The sequence below is a fragment of the Bacillus sp. FSL K6-0073 genome (assembly GCF_038006085.1).
GTDB lineage: Bacteria > Bacillota > Bacilli > Bacillales > Bacillaceae_G > Bacillus_A > Bacillus_A cereus.
The window spans coordinates 966933-983489 of sequence record NZ_JBBOUN010000001.1; the positions used below are offsets into that span (position 1 = coordinate 966933).

Here is a 16557-nt window from a genome sequence, read left to right on the forward strand (position 1 = left end):
AGGTAAGTTTTTATATACTATCTAGATATAATCCATTTTTGTTAATAAGAAAGATAATTATTTATTCGTTTTGTTAATGATTTGGGCGATATAAGAGTTATTTAACCAATAACATTGCTTTGTAATATGCTGACCATCAGGTAAAGCTACTTTATCGGCACCGTTGCGGGCTTTTGGTCTAATGTGCGCGACACCGTTGAAGTTTATTTTTGGTAGGTTATTTGCTTCGACGACTTTGTCACCGCGTTTTTTATATTCAATTTGAATACCCTCATGTATTACTTTATTAACTTCTTCCCATAGTTCACGTATTTCTTTTTCTATTGTAGGAGCAGGCATGTTCCAAAGTTTAATACCTTTAAAGTAGAGTTTACGATTTGGATTTTCTTTTTTTGTTTGGTTAAATTCAAAAATTACGAATAAAAACTTTGTTTGATAGAAGCGTTCTCTAATTTCGCTTTCTTCCCATGATTCGTTTGTCCATTGATGAAAATCGATTGTTTCAAATGACATGCTTTGTTCGGGTTTACCGTTAGGCTCTAAACGAACTGTTTTAAATTCTATATTAGCTTTCGCAAATTCTTCAATTTTATCGAGTCGAGTTCCTTTGATACCAAGTAAAGAGCTTACTAATAGTGGAACAAAGCTTTTGGTTGTAGGTTTGTAATCAATAGATAATTTTTGAGCGATTTCTTGATCAGTTAAGCCTATGTAATTTTCAAATTTTGAATAAAGGATTTCTTCTAAAGATTTTCCTTTTAGTTCATTTGTTGTTGTAAAACTTACTAGTTCTTCGTTTAGGTGATACCTGCGAACTAGTGCTGTCATGTAAGAAGGCTTTAACGAAAAAGCTCTTTGCATTGCTGGAATTTCAGAATACGGTTGTGAGCGAAGTGAGTTTTTATTGGAACCCTTAGTGCAAGCTCCTAAATAGTTTGTATCACCTTCAGATAATTCATGTGCTTTGCCGGCACGAATTTTATTTACGATGGTTTCCCAGTCTTGTCTAATTATTTCTAAATCAGCTTCGGGATAGGTGAATAAAAGGCTTTTTGTAATGTGAAAATCTTTACGGTCTACACCAGGTACCCATTCATAGAACATTAATAGTAGTTTTTCGTTTTTCTTCCAAAAGCTTGATGTTTCAAAGTGTGTATGAACTTCTTCCATATAGTTGATAATATTTAAGACTAGCCGCTCTTTGGCAGATAGTGAACCGTTTTTATTTTGTTTAAATGCAGTTACTTTAAGTTCAACACCAAGGTGTTGAAAGTCAGCTTCTGCGTTTGAATTGACTTCATATCCAAAAAAGCTTTCCTCGATTACTTGCCCTAGTCCACCTTTTGATTTCGCATTTGCAAGTCGGTCAGTTGTATCGATTTCACCAAATGTTTTTCCTTCAGCTTCATGTGCTTTTTTCATTAGTTCTTCTATTGTAGTATAGTCCATAATAAACTCCTTTCTGTATCCAGTGCTGCGTTGTATGATTTTAAACAATACATATTAAATCTATGCTATAATAAAAAGCTGTTTCAATTTTATACAAGTAAAATTTATAAGAAGGAAAAGTCAGTTTGTTCTATTAAAGAACAGTTATATTGGATCTATTCAAGGCGATTTGTTTCGTTTATACTATTGATATAGTAACGAATTATTTTCTTAACGGTTACAAGTCAAAAAAGGAACTGTAAAAAAATATGATTCCTAAAATGTTATAGTTGATCTTTTCCTCACTTTTTATTATAATGAAGCATAGATAAATAAAATACCGAAAGGATGTTCGTGTATTTATGGTGAAAGTAGTAGAACTTTTCGCGGGAGTAGGAGGTTTTAGATTAGGACTAGAAGCAAACGAAAACTTTGAAGTTCTTTGGGGAAACCAGTGGGAGCCCTCAACTAAAGCACAACATGCATTTAATTGTTATGCAACTCGCTTTGAAAATAAAGGAATACATGTAAATAGAGATATAGCAGAAGCTTGGCCGGAAATACCTGAGCATGATTTATTAGTAGGTGGATTCCCTTGTCAGGACTATTCTGTAGCACGTACTTTATCAAATGAAAAAGGAATACAAGGAAAAAAAGGTGTTCTTTTTTGGGAGATAATGAACATAGTTAATTCTCGCAAGCCAAGATTTGTTTTGTTAGAGAATGTAGATAGATTATTGAAATCACCAGCAAAACAAAGAGGTCGTGATTTTTCTATTATGCTGGCGAGCTTTAGAGACGCAGGATATGTAGTGGAATGGAGAGTTATTAACGCTGCGGATTATGGAAATTCTCAAAGAAGACGAAGAGTATTTATTTTTGCGTATTTAAAAGAATCTCATTTCACATCTGTTCAAAGTAAAATGAAGCCTTTAGAGATATTGTGTGAAAATGGATTCTTCGCTCCAATTTTTAATGTGCATGAAGCACCTGAAGAAAACAAAAAAAGAGGGCAATTTGAGTTGCCAGTCGATATTATTGAGGTTTCTGATACATTTAAAGCTGAATACTATAATTCTGGCGTAATGATGGATGGACAAGTATATACGGAAGAATTAGTTCCAGTAACTGAAAGTCCAGAGACTTTACGTGAAGTTGTTCAAAAGGTATATGATAAATTTGGCCCTGCAGATGAATCGTATTATTTAAAAATGGATAAGGTTAACAAAAAGGGCAGAACGGAATTTGAGGAACTTAAGTATCTTAAAGGTCCTAAAAAAGAAGAAAGAGTGTCAAAGGCGACAGGTCATAAATATTTCTACTCTGAGGGAGGAATGGCTTTCCCTGATGATTTAGATAAGCCTGGACGTACAATGTTAACAAGTGAAGGAACATGTAATAGAAGTTCACATGTCATTGAGGATCCTTATACAAAAAGATTAAGATATTTAACACCAGTTGAATGTGAATTGTTAAATGGTTTCCCAATGGACTGGACGAATACAGGAATGCCACAAAGAAACAGATACTTTTGTATGGGAAATGCTTTAGTGGTTGATTTGGTGGAGCGAATGGGTCAAAGGATTTTAGAGATTAACAAAGAAGAAGAGAAGATGGATAGTATTGTGCAGTTGAGTTTATTTTAATAAAAGAAGGAAGGAGTATAGTGAATGAGTTCACTATACTTTTTTTGTAAAGAATAACTGCACAAAGCGGATAAACAGAAGGTTATTTGTATTTTGAGTTAAATTTTAACAATGATATTTACATTAAAAGGTTTTAGATGAATAATAATTTTATAGTAGATTACCAAAAGTGAGAATTTGAAATTTAAGTAGGGAAAATAAAATTATGCTAACCTCGATAGAGGATGCTAAGAGTGGAACATAGAGGTGTAAAGTTTGAGAATATTTGTTGAACAGTATAGGTATGAGAAAGAATTATTGTATGAATTGTTTCAGTCAAAATTTATAAAAGATGTGGATGAGCATCATGCAGTACTGCAATGTGTAGGTTTTTATACAAATGGTGCACAAGAAATTTATATAGTCTTACCCAAATTATTTGAGAAAGATGGCAAATTGTTTAATGATATAGATGTAGAGAAGTTTGCGCAACAGGACTATAGAAATGTGCTAAAAGGGAATAAAGAAAAAATAGCCTTTGTTCATGATTTTACAATACTTCTTTTTCAAACTTTAATGAAATATCAAAGGGAAAATCAAAATGAGCATCCACATGAGTTATCTATTTTATCAAATATGGAAGATCGGAAATTGTCCATGATCGAAACAATCTTTTCTGTAATCAAGTTTCATAAACAAAATCAACATCTGTATATTAAGGAGAAGGGTATTGATAAAAAGAAAACAAATAAAATTCATTGGAATAAAACAATAAAAAAAAATATGCCAGTTATGTATGATGAAAATGTACATTATTTTCATTTCAAATACTCGAATTCAAGACTTAGCCAGAATGATATTGTTTTAATGGTATTTTATTCACTCTTAAATAAGATAAAGTGCACTTATAATATAAATATATCTTTAGATAGTCACTTACCAATTATGCCATTAAGAGAATTTATAAAATTTGAAAGGAAAATTCCAAAGATTTTAAAGAATATACGGAGTCTTTATATTAGGGATGATATGAAACGGCTAGTTAAGTTGTTAAATGCATATTATCAATATGAATCTATTAGTGCCCAAAAAGAATGTGTTGAATATATGGTAGTTTTCAATTTTAATTTGTTATTTGAAGATATGGTCAATGAGATTTTATCAGATAAAGAGCATCTAGCAGTTTTAAAAGTACAAAAAGACGGAAAAATTATTGACCATATTTTTAGTGAGCAATCTTTTGTGACAGGAAATAATATTTTCTTTATTGGAGATTCGAAATATTATAAAGGGGAAACTGTACATACAAACTCTATATTTAAACAATTTACGTATTCAAGAAATATCATTCAGGAATTCGAAAAAAATCGCGGTTATTTTGATAAACATAATATTCTCCTGCGTGAAGATTTTTCTAGGGGGTATGATGCGATACCTAATTTTTTTGTATTTGGAGATATAAATTATGAAAAATATAAAAAAATTCCAGAAATACCGATAGTTCCTTTTAACAAACCATTAATAACAAAACAATTTGAAAATGTTTTTTTTGATAGAGATACTTTTCATATTTTTTACTTTAAGATAAATCTGTTATTTTTGATGAAAGCATATACGATTAAAACTCAAAAAATAAAACAACAATATCAATCATTGTTTAGAAAAATAGTAAGAACAAGAATTGCTGATTATTATAATCATGTGTATGACATGTTTATATTGCAGGAACAAACCCTCAAAAATTTTATAAAGAGTAATTACTATATATTTTGGGGAAAAGTGTTTTTTATAGGAGAAGATAGGGCAGTTTTAGTGTTAGAAAAAAACAAGGAAGATTCAAATTTAGTAAAAGAATGTGTTAAGTCCAATAGTAATATTTTAATAAATTCCATTGTTTTCAAATAAAGATAAGAGGTGTTTTTTATGTTACCGAATCTATCACATCAAATAATATTTTATGGACCACCAGGAACCGGAAAGTCATATACTATTAAGCAAATAATGGACCAATTTGGTATACCAGAAGATAATGTATTCCGAACTGTATTTCATCCAGAGTATGATTATAGCGATTTTGTAGGAACCTATCGACCTATTATGGAAAGATTAGAAAATAAGGAAGAACGATTGAATTATAAATTTATCCCTGGAATATTGTTGCGTTCCTATGTAGAAGCATGTATACAGGATGATCCGGTTATTTTAGTAATTGATGAAGTTAACCGAGGGAATTGTAGTGCCATTTTTGGTGACTTTTTTCAGTTATTAGATAGAAATTCAATGACCGGTGAATCACAGTATAGTATTAATGTTCCTTTAGAAATGAGTGAGTTCATAAAAGAACAATTATTATTGGAGGAAGATGAGGAACATTTAAAGTTAGCGTTCCCAAGTAATTTTTATATCTTTGCTACAATGAATACCTCTGATCAATCTGTATTTCCAATAGATTCTGCATTTATTAGAAGATGGTCTTGGCGATATCAAGGAATTAATTATGAAGATGCAGCAAGGTTTTATATTAAAATTAGGGAAGAATATTATTCGTGGGAAGACTTTCTAAGGACGATAAATGCCAAAATTTATTCTCTTACGGAAAGTGAAGATAAACAGTTAGGGAATCGTTTTATCATGCCATCTGGAAATAGTACAGTAATACATACTCAAAGTTTTGTAGAAAAAGTATTATTCTATTTGTGGAATGAAATATATAAGCATGAAGATTCATCTAATGAGGATTATATTTTTAAATATATAAACCATATAAATGAACTCGAAAAAGAAGAAATTGAATTTACATTTAGTCAATTATTTGGTGAGGATTTTGAGGGGGTTTTAAAAGGATTTATGGAATATAATGAGGTTTCAATGGTGGATGTAGAGGAAGAAGAGTTAGAAATAGAGGAAGAATTCCCTAACAAATCACCATTTGGTTACCGGAAAATTCCTGAGAAAGAAATTCCTTTAGATACTATACTGTATTTTACATATAAGGGTATTAAAGCCAGTGGGTTGTGTAAAGGAAAGAATGATAAACGAGATAACTATCAGATACTAGTTCAAAAAGGTTCCCAGATGGCCCTAAATGTTCACAAGAGTATGCCAGATGCTTTTCATGAAACTAGGAATGAGTTAATTGCAAAAGAAATTATTGTGAAGCGAGAGACTTATTATGAATTTGTGCAAGATAAATTATTTGATACACCTAGTGAAGCGGCAGGGGTTATTGGTGGAGCAAGGTTAACAGGGACAAAAATGTGGAAATCAGAGGATGGAGAAAATCTTAATAAGTTAATGGGAAAAGAATAATTTTAAAAATGTTACTTTAGTAAACCGATATATGAATTTATAATTTAGATAACTTAAAGAGTAAGTTTAAGCTTCCTCTTTAAGTTATCTAAGAGTTACTGTGAAAAAAATGAGTTAATTCCCATGTTGATAATGTTAAAGTTAGTTAGTAGCCGATAAGGAATTTATTTGTTCTTTAAAAAATTCTTCATAATCACTAGAAGATTCAATGATTCGGAAATTACCAGTTAGTTCTATTTCATGGTTATTTATATTGTCAAATAGGTTATGTAGATGCTCTCTAGCTTGATCATGCTCAGGAAGGTTTTCTGTAATAATAGTAAAAATATTCTTGGTCTTTTTATTATTGGAAATATTGTTCATTCCTAGAGCTTTTTCGAAATTTGCTAAGGATGCAATAATTTTAATTTGTGTTGCTTCCGTAGATATGGTTTTTTGATGTGTTATATTTTTACATTTCGTTAATTGTGTTTTTAATTTTGTAAGGGTGTCTTTATCATTGTCAACATCGTGTATGACGGTATAAGTACTTTTGAATTGATTAAGGATTTTCATTAAGGTTACAATGGTGTCTTTTCCGCGAGCACGTATAACATGGTAGTTGGATTCTTCTCGTGTTTTCATAAGTGTTTTTAAAGCAATATATTCTGTATCACCCTCAACTACAATTATGTTGTCTGCAAAGAAGAATTCGTTTACAAATGAGTCAACGTAATTTAAAATCTTCATGTTCTTTATATCGTCCTCATCAAATTTTTCTTTATCTGATGTATAGAGCTCTATTGCTTCATTTGATTGGATTCTAAAGATTTGTAGACTTGTATGCTTTTCTGATAAATTTATTAAAATGGGAGAGTGTGTTGAGACAATTAGTGGCATTTCTGCACCGATTTTATATAAAGCATCGCTTAATCCTCTTATAGCCTCAGGATGTAAAAAAGCCTCTGGTTCATCAATAAGTAAGAGTTTATTATCTATGTTTCCTAATAAATTTTCCTGAATCATATTTTGAATTAGGAAAATTAAACTCATTCGCTGGAGTCCGGTTCCTTGATCTTGTAAATACATTGCGCGATTTTTATTGTGTATTAAAACATTAGAATCAGTGTATTTTAAAATATCTTTATAAGTAAATGTATTACCTTCTGCTCCAACAACTTCAATAGATAAATCCGGGTTTGCAAATAGTTTCTTTAAATTAGCACTAGCTTTATCGTTAATAATTGAAAGTGATGCATCTGTATCTTCTTTTAATTTTTTCACGAAGCTAGGTAAGGATTGTATTAAATTTCTATAGTGTTTCGAAAGTTCAGCTGTATCATCAAGCTCACCTTTGGAGATTTTCAATAAATCATTTTCCATTGCTGCCTGGTAAATTGTTTGTACTTGTTTATTAATATCGTCTATTGTCATATATGGAGTTATATAATAAGGTGGATTTGAATGAATCCAGTTAACAATTTCAGATTTATTCGTTAATGGTTTTTCATCCATAAAATATTTTGGAGCAGTATTAAGTGTATATTCTTTTTTTATAGTTATATTTTCGACTTGTTTAGTCGTAATATCAGATTCAGTATTTTCTTTTTCTCTTTCAAATGTTGCAATCATCACAATGTTATCATTTTGATTGTGAAAACAATTTATAGGAATTGTTTTTTGTTTGGACTCATTCATAAAGAAACAGTTAATAGCTTCTAAAAATGTAGATTTTCCAGTATTATTACGCCCAGTTAAAATAGCTATTGAATCGGTTCTAAAATTAACAGAAAACATATCGTGAAATACTTTATAATTTTTTACAGAAAAACTTATAAGTTTCATAAAAATCACTCCTATAGATATTTAATTTCCTACATAATTATATATTATTTATATATAATTATGTAATGTTTTTTGAGTGGGTGAATTGTATATCTAATTTAACTTGGATTTATAGTGGGAACTTTCGAGAAGCACTATTGATAAGATATAACTAATATATTAGATGGAGCATGGGAAAGTAGCCAGGAACTCTATGCAATGATTAATTTTTAACTCTAACTAATAGAATACCCCTTGCACCTCCCCCAACGTCACCCCCTAACCTAAAAAAGACAAATCAAAAAGGGGGCCAAACCACTCATGAAAACCACCACAAAAGAAAAAAGAAACACCATCATCATGCTATTATTTTCAGCTGCAATAGGGATTTTTTCACCACTACTCATGTACATCACGCTGGCACGTAAAAATGAGGTGTACAAATACCATTGCCGAAAGGCGTTCAACTTTCATTTGTTAATCTTTCTTCTATTTAATATTAGTTCGCGTATTAGTGATGTTTTGTTTTGGATTGTGTTTGCCTTTGAGGTCGTTCAAGTGATCATTGTTGCGTGGAAAGTAATACGCGACGAGCCATATCGTTATTTCATTAGAATTCCTGTATTTAAAGAAGATAAGTATATAGTGGAAGGAGAATAGGTGATGAAACAAGAAGTGGAGGTAAGGGGAAAGCGAATTTTTATTATGATTGCCGTGTTGTTTATTGCGATTTATATCGTTTTACGAAAAAGAAAGTATGAGTATTTTTATGATGGTATTAGCGAGTATGAAAATCGTTATAGAGGGAATATTCCTTTTTTATTGCTTGTTGTAGGTTTGTTTCAATATTGTAGGCAGAATGAGATGAGTTTTTCTCATATGCTTCAGTATGTGAGAGAGAAGTTAGTAGAGTAGGTGATGATATGGCGTGGATGATTAGTGAGTTTGCAAGTGTTGGGGATGTTACGGTGCGGACGCTTCGTTATTATGACAAGATTAATTTATTAAAGCCGAGCGATTATACTGAGGGCGGGCATCGGTTATATACGAAAGATGATTTGTATGTGCTGCAGCAAATTCAATCGTTTAAGCATCTTGGTTTTTCGCTTGGGGAAATTCAAAATATTATATTGCAGCGTGATATTGAGACTGAAGAATTTTTAAGACAAATGAATTTTCAAAGAGAGATGCTTTTGGCGGAGCAAGAAAGAATTGCGAAGGTACTTTCGCATATGGATGAGATGACGAAGAAGTTTCAAAAGGAAGAACGAGTGGATGTTGCTTTGTTTTCTTCTTTTCTTCAAACTTTTATATGGGAGAAAGAAAATAAAGAATGGTTAGAGGAACATTTTTCAAAGGAGAGTGTTCAAACGTTTTATAATAATAAGGAATTAAAAGATAAGTTTGATCGACGTTTTATGGATGTGATAGGGAAGTTGAAAAAGTATAAGGTAGAAGAGAAGGATCCGAGTCATCATGATGTTCAAGTTACTTTGAAGGAATTTTGTAACTTAATCGAAGAGGTAACGAACTACCTTGATATCTCTCAAAGTGATATAGAGGATATAATCAAACAATCAAAAATCCCATTAGCCGAATTCCCCACTCTTTTTACGGGTGAGGAAGAACAGTATATAAAAGAAGCAATCAATAAAATATAGCCTGTAAGTAAACAGATTCCCTATTAGTAATAAAATGGGGAATCTGTCTTTCTGTTTTATTAAGACTAAAAACTATTTTCGATATCATGCTTTATTCTTTTTTCATTGATCATCATTGTAATACAAATCCTTCCGTTTACTACCTTTATAAGTATTTTTACAGGTAGTTTATTTGATAAGTGTTAATTTTTATTATCTGACAAATCAATCAAATAATTTTGTGTTGAAAAAAACATTAAAACATGGGAATATATAGTTTGAATGAAATTAATTGTAATTAAATAAAAAAGTGAGAGGGATAAGCGATTTGAATACTTTATTTGCATTATTATTTGTTGTATGCTTAATAGCATTAATTATTGGGATTATTAAACCTCAATTAGTAGTTAGATGGGGAGAAGAAGGAAAACGAAATAGAAAAAGTGTGTTAAAGTTCTATGGAATAGGTGTAATAGCAATGTTTGTTTTAGTTGGTGTAACTGCTGATGATACGAAAAAGGCAGAAGAGACAAAAGCTGTGGCTAAACCAGCTAAAGCTGAGCAGAAGAAAGAGTTAACAGCTGAGGAAAAGGCAGCAGCAGAACAAGCAGCGGCAGAGAAAGCAGCGGCAGAGAAAGCAGCAGCAGAGAAAGCAGCAGCAGAGAAGGCAGCAGCAGAACAAGCGGCGGCAGAGAAAGCAGCAGCGGAGAAAGCAGCAAAAGAGGAAGAAGAGCGCATTGGATATGAAACAGGAATTACATATGATCAATTAGCTAGAACACCGGATGATTTTAAAGGAAAGAAAGCTAAATTTACAGGAAAAGTTCTTCAAGTAATGGAAGGACAAGGTGAGACTCAATTAAGAATAGCGGTTAATGGAAATTACGATAAAGTATTATACGTTGTTTATAAAAGTGACATTCTAAATTCAAGAGTGTTAGAAAAAGATAATGTTACTGTTAAGGGGAAATCTGCAGGTATATATACTTATAAATCTACTATGGGTGGCGAAATTAGTATTCCAGCAATGTTAGTAGAAAAAATTGATATTAATTAATAAGAAGCAACAAAGCAGTTTAACACCTAGTTAAACTGCTTTTCCATTATAATAGAAGAAAAATCAAACGGAGGGAAACCCACATGCCAACCTACAACAAACTAATCCGAAACAAAATTCCACAAATAATAAAAGCTAACGGAAAAACACCCACAACAATAATCCTACCCCAAGACGAATACATAAAAGAAATCTGCAAGAAAACAGAAGAAGAACTAACCGAATACCTAGAAGCAGACACAAAAGAACATAAACTAGAAGAACTATCCGACCTACTAGAACTAATAAACGCCCTAGCCGAACACGAAGGCACAACACTAGAAGAAATCAACAAAATCCGAAAAAAGAAAGCAGAAGAACGAGGTGGCTTCTCAGATCGAGTCTTTCTAATCGAAGTAACCGATAACTAGCCCCTTATAAGTCCCTTACAAGCCCCTACCAAGTAATAAATCACTAAGAAAAAACATAACAAAAACAAAAACACCAACAAACACCGTAGTAGTCAAAAAAAATTAAAAATAACACGCCAAAAACCCGGCCATCCTCCCATATATATTATGAAGGGGCTTTTACTTTTGAACGGAGACGGGAGGAATTAGGATGGCGGTATACCGTAATGTGCAGGTGAATTTTTGGCAGGATGATTTTGTTTTGGATTTGACGCCGGAGGAGCGGTATTTTTATGTTTATTTGTTGACTTGTTCGAAGACGACGCAGTGTGGGATTTTTCCTTTTCCGAAGCGGTTAGCTGAGATGGAGACGGGTTACAATCGGGAGACTGTTGATAAGCTTGTGCAGCGCTTCATTGATTATGGGAAGATTCTTTATGATGCGGATACGAGAGAGTTATTCGTTTTAAATTGGCTTCGTTATAATCCTGTGACGAATACGAATGTGGAGAAGTGTGTGCTTCGTGAGCTGAAGGGTGTGAAGAATAAGGAGTTTGTACATATGTTTCTTCAGAGGTGCGTAGAGGAGGAGCTGAATGTTCCGATGCTTTTAGCGCATTTCGGTATGCCGAGTGATTTGGCTGTGGATGATGTTGAGCCAGTTTGTGAGGAGACAGAGGAAGAAGAGGTTATAGAGGAAGAAACGGGAAGTCGCGTGTTTTCTTTTTATGAGCAGCATTTCGGTAGTTTGTCTCCTCATACTGTGGAGGAACTGAATGCGTGGATGGAAGATTTGTCAGAGGAGCTTGTGCTGAAGGCTCTTCAAATTGCGTTTGAGAATAATAAGCGGACGGTTGCTTATGTGAAGGGAATTTTGAGAGGGTGGCACGGGAAAGGATTTACGAAAGTTTCTGAGGTTGAGGCGGATACGGCGAGCTTTCGGAAGAAGGAGTCGTCTGTTAGTACGGGGGAGACGGAGGAGTTTTTGGCGAGGTGTGAGGAGTGGGAGAAGAATGCGCCGTCTGAGGAAGAGTTGCAGCGCTTTTTAGCGGAGCGCGGGTGGCGGCCATGAGTATTCAAAATGTGGAGGCGGAAAAGACGGTATTAGGTTCTCTATTACTTGATGGAGAGCTTATTAAGGAGTGCCGTTTGACGGAGCAGTATTTTTCTCTGTCAGTGCATAAGTCTATATTTCAGTTAATGCGAAAAATGGAAGAAGAGGGGCAACCGATTGATCTTGTGACGTTCATTTCTAGGGTAGATCCGAGGTTTTTAGAGGGGATCGGGGGAATGGAGTATTTTATAGGGTTAATGGATGGTGTGCCTACAACTGCCAACTTCTCTTATTATGAGGGGCTTGTTCGAGGTGCCTGGAAAATGTATCAGGCGGGTGTTCTCGGGCACAAGATGGGAGAGCGTCTTATTGCGGAGAAGAATGAAAAAATTATCGGTGAGACGATTACGGCACTTTGTGAGTTAGAGGAGAAAGATTCTGTATGTGAGTTTGATTTGAAGGATGCATTAGTTGATTTATATGAAGAGCTTCATCAAGATGTGAAAGAGATTACTGGTATTGAGACGGGTTATACATCGCTAAATAAAATGACGTGCGGATTGCAGGAAGGTGATTTTGTCGTTCTTGGTGCGCGTCCTTCTATGGGGAAGACTGCGTTTGCGCTAAATGTTGGACTGCATGCGGCGAGGTCTGGAGCGGCAGTTGGATTGTTTTCATTAGAGATGAGTAGTAAGCAATTGTTAAAAAGGATGGCTTCTTGCATAGGTGAAGTGTCAGGAGGTAGGCTGAAAAATCCGAAGCATCGTTTTGCGATGGAAGATTGGGAGAAGATAAGTAAGGCGTTTGCGGAGATTGGTGAGTTGCCATTTGAGATTTACGACAATGCAGGCGTTACAGTGCAAGATATTTGGATGCAAACTCGTAAGTTAAAGAGGAAGCACGGTGATAAAAAGATTTTAATTATTGTAGATTACTTGCAGCTTATTACGGGCGATCCGAAGCATAAGGGCAATCGATTTCAAGAAATTAGTGAGATTTCTCGTAAGCTTAAGTTATTAGCACGTGAGTTAAATGTTTGTGTAGTAGCGTTATCACAGTTATCTCGTTCTGTAGAGTCACGACAAGATAAGCGTCCGCTATTATCTGATTTAAGAGAGACCGGACAAATTGAGCAAGATGCGGATGTGATTATGCTTATGTATCGCGAGGATTATTACGATAAGGAAACGATGCAGAAAGAGATGACGGAGATTCATGTGGCAAAGCATCGGAATGGACCTGTGGGGAGTTTTAAGCTGAGATTTTTGAAAGAGTTTGGGCGGTTTGTGGAGGGGAAATAGTGAAAAGGCTGGAGCATCACTTTGCAAATAAAATAAAGCATAAGTGTTCTATTTCAGTCACTTATGCTTTATTTTTTGATTCTTTCAATATGCTTCTTATTTCCCCATAAAGAAAGACTTTCTCTCTGCAGTAATCCATTGCTCCAAGTCATCTTGGCTACGTCGAACAAGTCGATTCACTAAAACGTCATGCCATACATAATCCTCAAGTAAGTATATATGAACGGGGTCATCTGTATAAAAAGCAATATTACGCTCTTCAAGTGATGGTCCATAAATCATCTCTTTAGAATCTATCGATACAATAAACCAATGTTCTGTAGACAAGGTCTCTGTATAAGGTGTTATGCGGTGGGCTTCTAGATTTTTAATGGGATTTTCAACATGCAGGGTAATACCTTGTATTGTAACTTTATCAGCTACTTCAGATAGATCTTCTTTTAACGCTTCATACATCTCATTCCACATTGAAATGACAATACGCCGTTCTGCTTTTTTTATTAATGCCTGACAATAGCTAATGATTGTTTTATTGTCTTTTAAAGTAATTACTCGATTATCCGTTTTTTCCTCGGAAGTTTCTAGTTTTTTTAATGAATCACTTATTCCTTCATAAGTAGACTGCCATTCTGATTGAGCTTTCTGTAAAAAGATTTCAACAGGTAGAGGTGAATAGCGAGTGGTGTCATTTATTTCTTCCTTCATGACAATTCCTTTTTCTACAAGGTTACCTAAAATCTCATAAATTCGCGCTCTTGGGACCCCTGAATCCTTACTCACTTGGTAGGCTGTAGCAGGCCCCTGTTTCACAAGAGATACATAAGATTTAGCTTCATATTCATTAAAACCAATTTTTTTAAGCTGTTGTACTATGTAGTCCACTTTTTCGTCCTCCGATGTTTGCTGTTATATTTCAACGTTACAATAACTCTTTACATTTAGCAAATTGATAGTTACTATTACAATAGTGACTAAAGGGGAGGCTACTAATATGGATTTTTATTTAGACCCATCCGTATTAATTATTTTGATTGTTTTTGGATTTTTAGCTGCATTTATTGATTCAGTTGTAGGTGGTGGTGGATTGATCGCCTTACCAGCTTTATTATTTACAGGATTGAATCCAGCAAGTGCAGTAGCCACAAATAAGCTAGCATCAACAATGGGGAGTGCAACTAGTAATATTGTGTTTTATCGTTCTGGTAATCTTGATTTGAAATCGGCGTTTAAATTAGTTCCGCTCACTTTCATAGGTTCCATAATAGGGGCATGGACCGTTCATTTAATGAATCCAGAAGTACTGAAGCCGTTGATGCTGATTATGCTTGGTGCGGTCGCTATTTATACGATATTCAAAAAGGATTGGGGTAGTATTTCTACTCATAAGAAATTGTCTGGTCGACACGTCATTATTTTTACTTTCTTTGTTTTTGCTATTGGTTTTTATGATGGATTTCTAGGTCCTGGAACAGGTTCATTTTTAATGTTTTCTCTTTTATTTATTGGGTATGATTTTTTAAAAGCAGCAGGTAATGCGAAGCTTCTTAATTTAGGAAGTAATGTTGGTGCATTGTTGATGTTTATGTATGTAGGGCAAGTAAACTATGTGTATGGCTTCATAATGGGGATTGCTCAAATTGCTGGAGGAGTCGTTGGCTCCAAATTTGCTATAAAAAAAGGAAGTGGGTATGTTCGTGCCCTTTTCATTACAGTGACTTGTTTGTTGTTAGCGAAAAATCTGTATGACTATGTGCAGTAAGTAATGTAGAAAAGGTTAACCATGCAAGCTACATAAATATAATAATTCCTTGTAACATGTTTTAGATGCTAACTTATTCGAAGGCAGCATCTAAAACAATTAAGGTAAGAGGGTGAAAATAATACAAACGAATATTTTCGGGGTATGTTTATGTACTTTAGCAAAATAACTATTCCATATTCTTCTTATAATTAAGCCTCAACAACCCCTTAAAATCCACCTCCGCAATCAACACACTCACTAATATAAGTGTCGCACCCAAGTATCCTTTCCCGGTAAGTGTTTCCCCTGTAAAAACGAAAGCAAAACCAGCTGAAAAGACAGGTTCTAATGAAAAAATAAGCCCGGTATGTGTAGGCGTCGTATATTGCTGGGCGATTACTTGCACGATGAATGCGACTGCGGTGCAAAATATGCTTAAGGCTAAGATGATGAGCCATGAGTTGGTTGTGCTAGGCAGTTTTGGTGTTTCGATAATGAATGAAAAAATAAGACTAAATAGGCCGACGAAGCCGAGTTGTATGACTCCAAGTGCAATGGAGTTCACATGTTTCGTTACGCTGCCAGTAATGATGACGTGAATCGCATAAAATAAGGCTGACAGTATGCAAAATATATCGCCATTACCGATCTTGAATTCGCTCGTTAATGTTAATAAGCCGATTCCTATTATCGTTAAAAAGATTCCTACAATCACTTTCTTTTCCGGAATGTGTTTTAAAAATATAGCTGATAAGATCGGAATGAAAATGACTGTGAGACATAGTAAGAAACCAGCGTTAGAAACACTCGTGTACTTTGTACCGAAAGTCGCGAAAATGTAAACGATAAATAAGACAGAAGCGAGTATAAATGCATATTTTACAGTTTTAAAATCGATTTTGAATAAATGTTTGTAAAATATTAAACCTGATAAAAGAAAGGCAATAATAAATCGTAATGCGATTAAGTTGTATTCTTCTATGCCTTCAAGTCCAACCTTCGTAAGTAAGATGGATGCACCCCAAAAGAATGTAACTAGTAGTAGCCCTAAATCCGCTTTTAATTGTAGTTTCATTTCTATTCCCTCGTTATGTATAAATTTTAGAATCCCATACCCCTATCCCCATTTTACATTTTAATATTAATTCTGAATATTTTTAATTTAAATTTATCGACGTTTTACTGCATAAGAAAGAGGCTGTTTATAAAA

General features: G+C 33.8%; 15 protein-coding genes. 11 read left to right on the forward strand and 4 right to left on the reverse strand.

Going from position 1 to position 16557, the window contains the following annotated elements; translation table 11 throughout:
• Positions 1-57: 57 nt before the first annotated feature.
• Complete coding sequence (locus tag MHB52_RS05020) at positions 58-1449, reverse strand: Sau3AI family type II restriction endonuclease (protein ID WP_000386746.1); 1392 nt, start codon at positions 1447-1449, stop codon at positions 58-60.
• A 341-nt stretch (positions 1450-1790) separates the two neighbouring features.
• Here MHB52_RS05020 and dcm point away from each other — a divergent pair, with 341 nt between their 5' ends.
• The 3 genes from dcm to MHB52_RS05035 all read left to right on the forward strand — a co-directional run bounded on the left by dcm (position 1791) and on the right by MHB52_RS05035 (position 6362).
• Positions 1791-3074: a DNA (cytosine-5-)-methyltransferase gene (gene dcm / locus MHB52_RS05025; protein ID WP_061664130.1), complete on the forward strand. Its 1284-nt coding sequence runs from the start codon at positions 1791-1793 to the stop codon at positions 3072-3074.
• A 255-nt stretch (positions 3075-3329) separates the two neighbouring features.
• Complete coding sequence (locus MHB52_RS05030) at positions 3330-4958, forward strand: LlaJI family restriction endonuclease (RefSeq protein ID WP_061664129.1); 1629 nt, start codon at positions 3330-3332, stop codon at positions 4956-4958.
• 18 nt (positions 4959-4976) lie between these two features.
• Positions 4977-6362: a DUF4357 domain-containing protein gene (locus MHB52_RS05035; RefSeq protein ID WP_061664128.1), complete on the forward strand. Its 1386-nt coding sequence runs from the start codon at positions 4977-4979 to the stop codon at positions 6360-6362.
• 141 nt (positions 6363-6503) lie between these two features.
• Here MHB52_RS05035 and MHB52_RS05040 read toward each other — a convergent pair whose 3' ends face one another.
• Positions 6504-8186: an ATP-dependent nuclease gene (locus MHB52_RS05040; protein ID WP_061664127.1), complete on the reverse strand. Its 1683-nt coding sequence runs from the start codon at positions 8184-8186 to the stop codon at positions 6504-6506.
• 300 nt (positions 8187-8486) lie between these two features.
• Between MHB52_RS05040 and MHB52_RS05045 the strand changes: the two genes are divergently transcribed.
• The 7 genes from MHB52_RS05045 to dnaB all read left to right on the forward strand — a co-directional run bounded on the left by MHB52_RS05045 (position 8487) and on the right by dnaB (position 13606).
• The gene (locus MHB52_RS05045; RefSeq protein WP_061664126.1) at positions 8487-8825 is read left to right on the forward strand and encodes a DUF4870 domain-containing protein; all 339 of its coding nucleotides are present in this window, start codon (positions 8487-8489) and stop codon (positions 8823-8825) included.
• A 3-nt stretch (positions 8826-8828) separates the two neighbouring features.
• Complete coding sequence (locus MHB52_RS05050) at positions 8829-9080, forward strand: hypothetical protein (RefSeq protein ID WP_061664125.1); 252 nt, start codon at positions 8829-8831, stop codon at positions 9078-9080.
• 8 nt (positions 9081-9088) lie between these two features.
• The gene (locus MHB52_RS05055; protein WP_061664124.1) at positions 9089-9826 is read left to right on the forward strand and encodes a MerR family transcriptional regulator; all 738 of its coding nucleotides are present in this window, start codon (positions 9089-9091) and stop codon (positions 9824-9826) included.
• Between the two features lie 307 nt (positions 9827-10133).
• The gene (locus MHB52_RS05060; RefSeq protein ID WP_016122017.1) at positions 10134-10862 is read left to right on the forward strand and encodes a hypothetical protein; all 729 of its coding nucleotides are present in this window, start codon (positions 10134-10136) and stop codon (positions 10860-10862) included.
• A gap of 83 nt (positions 10863-10945) precedes the next feature.
• Positions 10946-11272 (forward strand): nucleoside triphosphate pyrophosphohydrolase, encoded by a 327-nt coding sequence (locus MHB52_RS05065; protein WP_048656431.1) that lies wholly within the window; start codon positions 10946-10948, stop codon positions 11270-11272.
• A gap of 190 nt (positions 11273-11462) precedes the next feature.
• The gene (locus MHB52_RS05070; protein ID WP_061664123.1) at positions 11463-12323 is read left to right on the forward strand and encodes a DnaD domain-containing protein; all 861 of its coding nucleotides are present in this window, start codon (positions 11463-11465) and stop codon (positions 12321-12323) included.
• Complete coding sequence (gene dnaB / locus MHB52_RS05075; protein ID WP_061664122.1) at positions 12320-13606, forward strand: replicative DNA helicase; 1287 nt, start codon at positions 12320-12322, stop codon at positions 13604-13606. The genes MHB52_RS05070 and dnaB overlap by 4 nt, the downstream gene beginning before the upstream one ends.
• A gap of 96 nt (positions 13607-13702) precedes the next feature.
• On the opposite strand, the gene MHB52_RS05080 is transcribed toward dnaB, so the two are convergent.
• The gene (locus MHB52_RS05080; RefSeq protein ID WP_061664121.1) at positions 13703-14488 is read right to left on the reverse strand and encodes a TrmB family transcriptional regulator; all 786 of its coding nucleotides are present in this window, start codon (positions 14486-14488) and stop codon (positions 13703-13705) included.
• Between the two features lie 109 nt (positions 14489-14597).
• Here MHB52_RS05080 and MHB52_RS05085 point away from each other — a divergent pair, with 109 nt between their 5' ends.
• On the forward strand, positions 14598-15365 hold the full coding sequence (locus tag MHB52_RS05085; protein ID WP_061664120.1) for a TSUP family transporter: 768 nt from the start codon (positions 14598-14600) through the stop codon (positions 15363-15365).
• Positions 15366-15534: 169 nt separating this feature from the next.
• Here MHB52_RS05085 and MHB52_RS05090 read toward each other — a convergent pair whose 3' ends face one another.
• On the reverse strand, positions 15535-16422 hold the full coding sequence (locus tag MHB52_RS05090) for a DMT family transporter (protein WP_000776040.1): 888 nt from the start codon (positions 16420-16422) through the stop codon (positions 15535-15537).
• Positions 16423-16557: the final 135 nt, after the last annotated feature.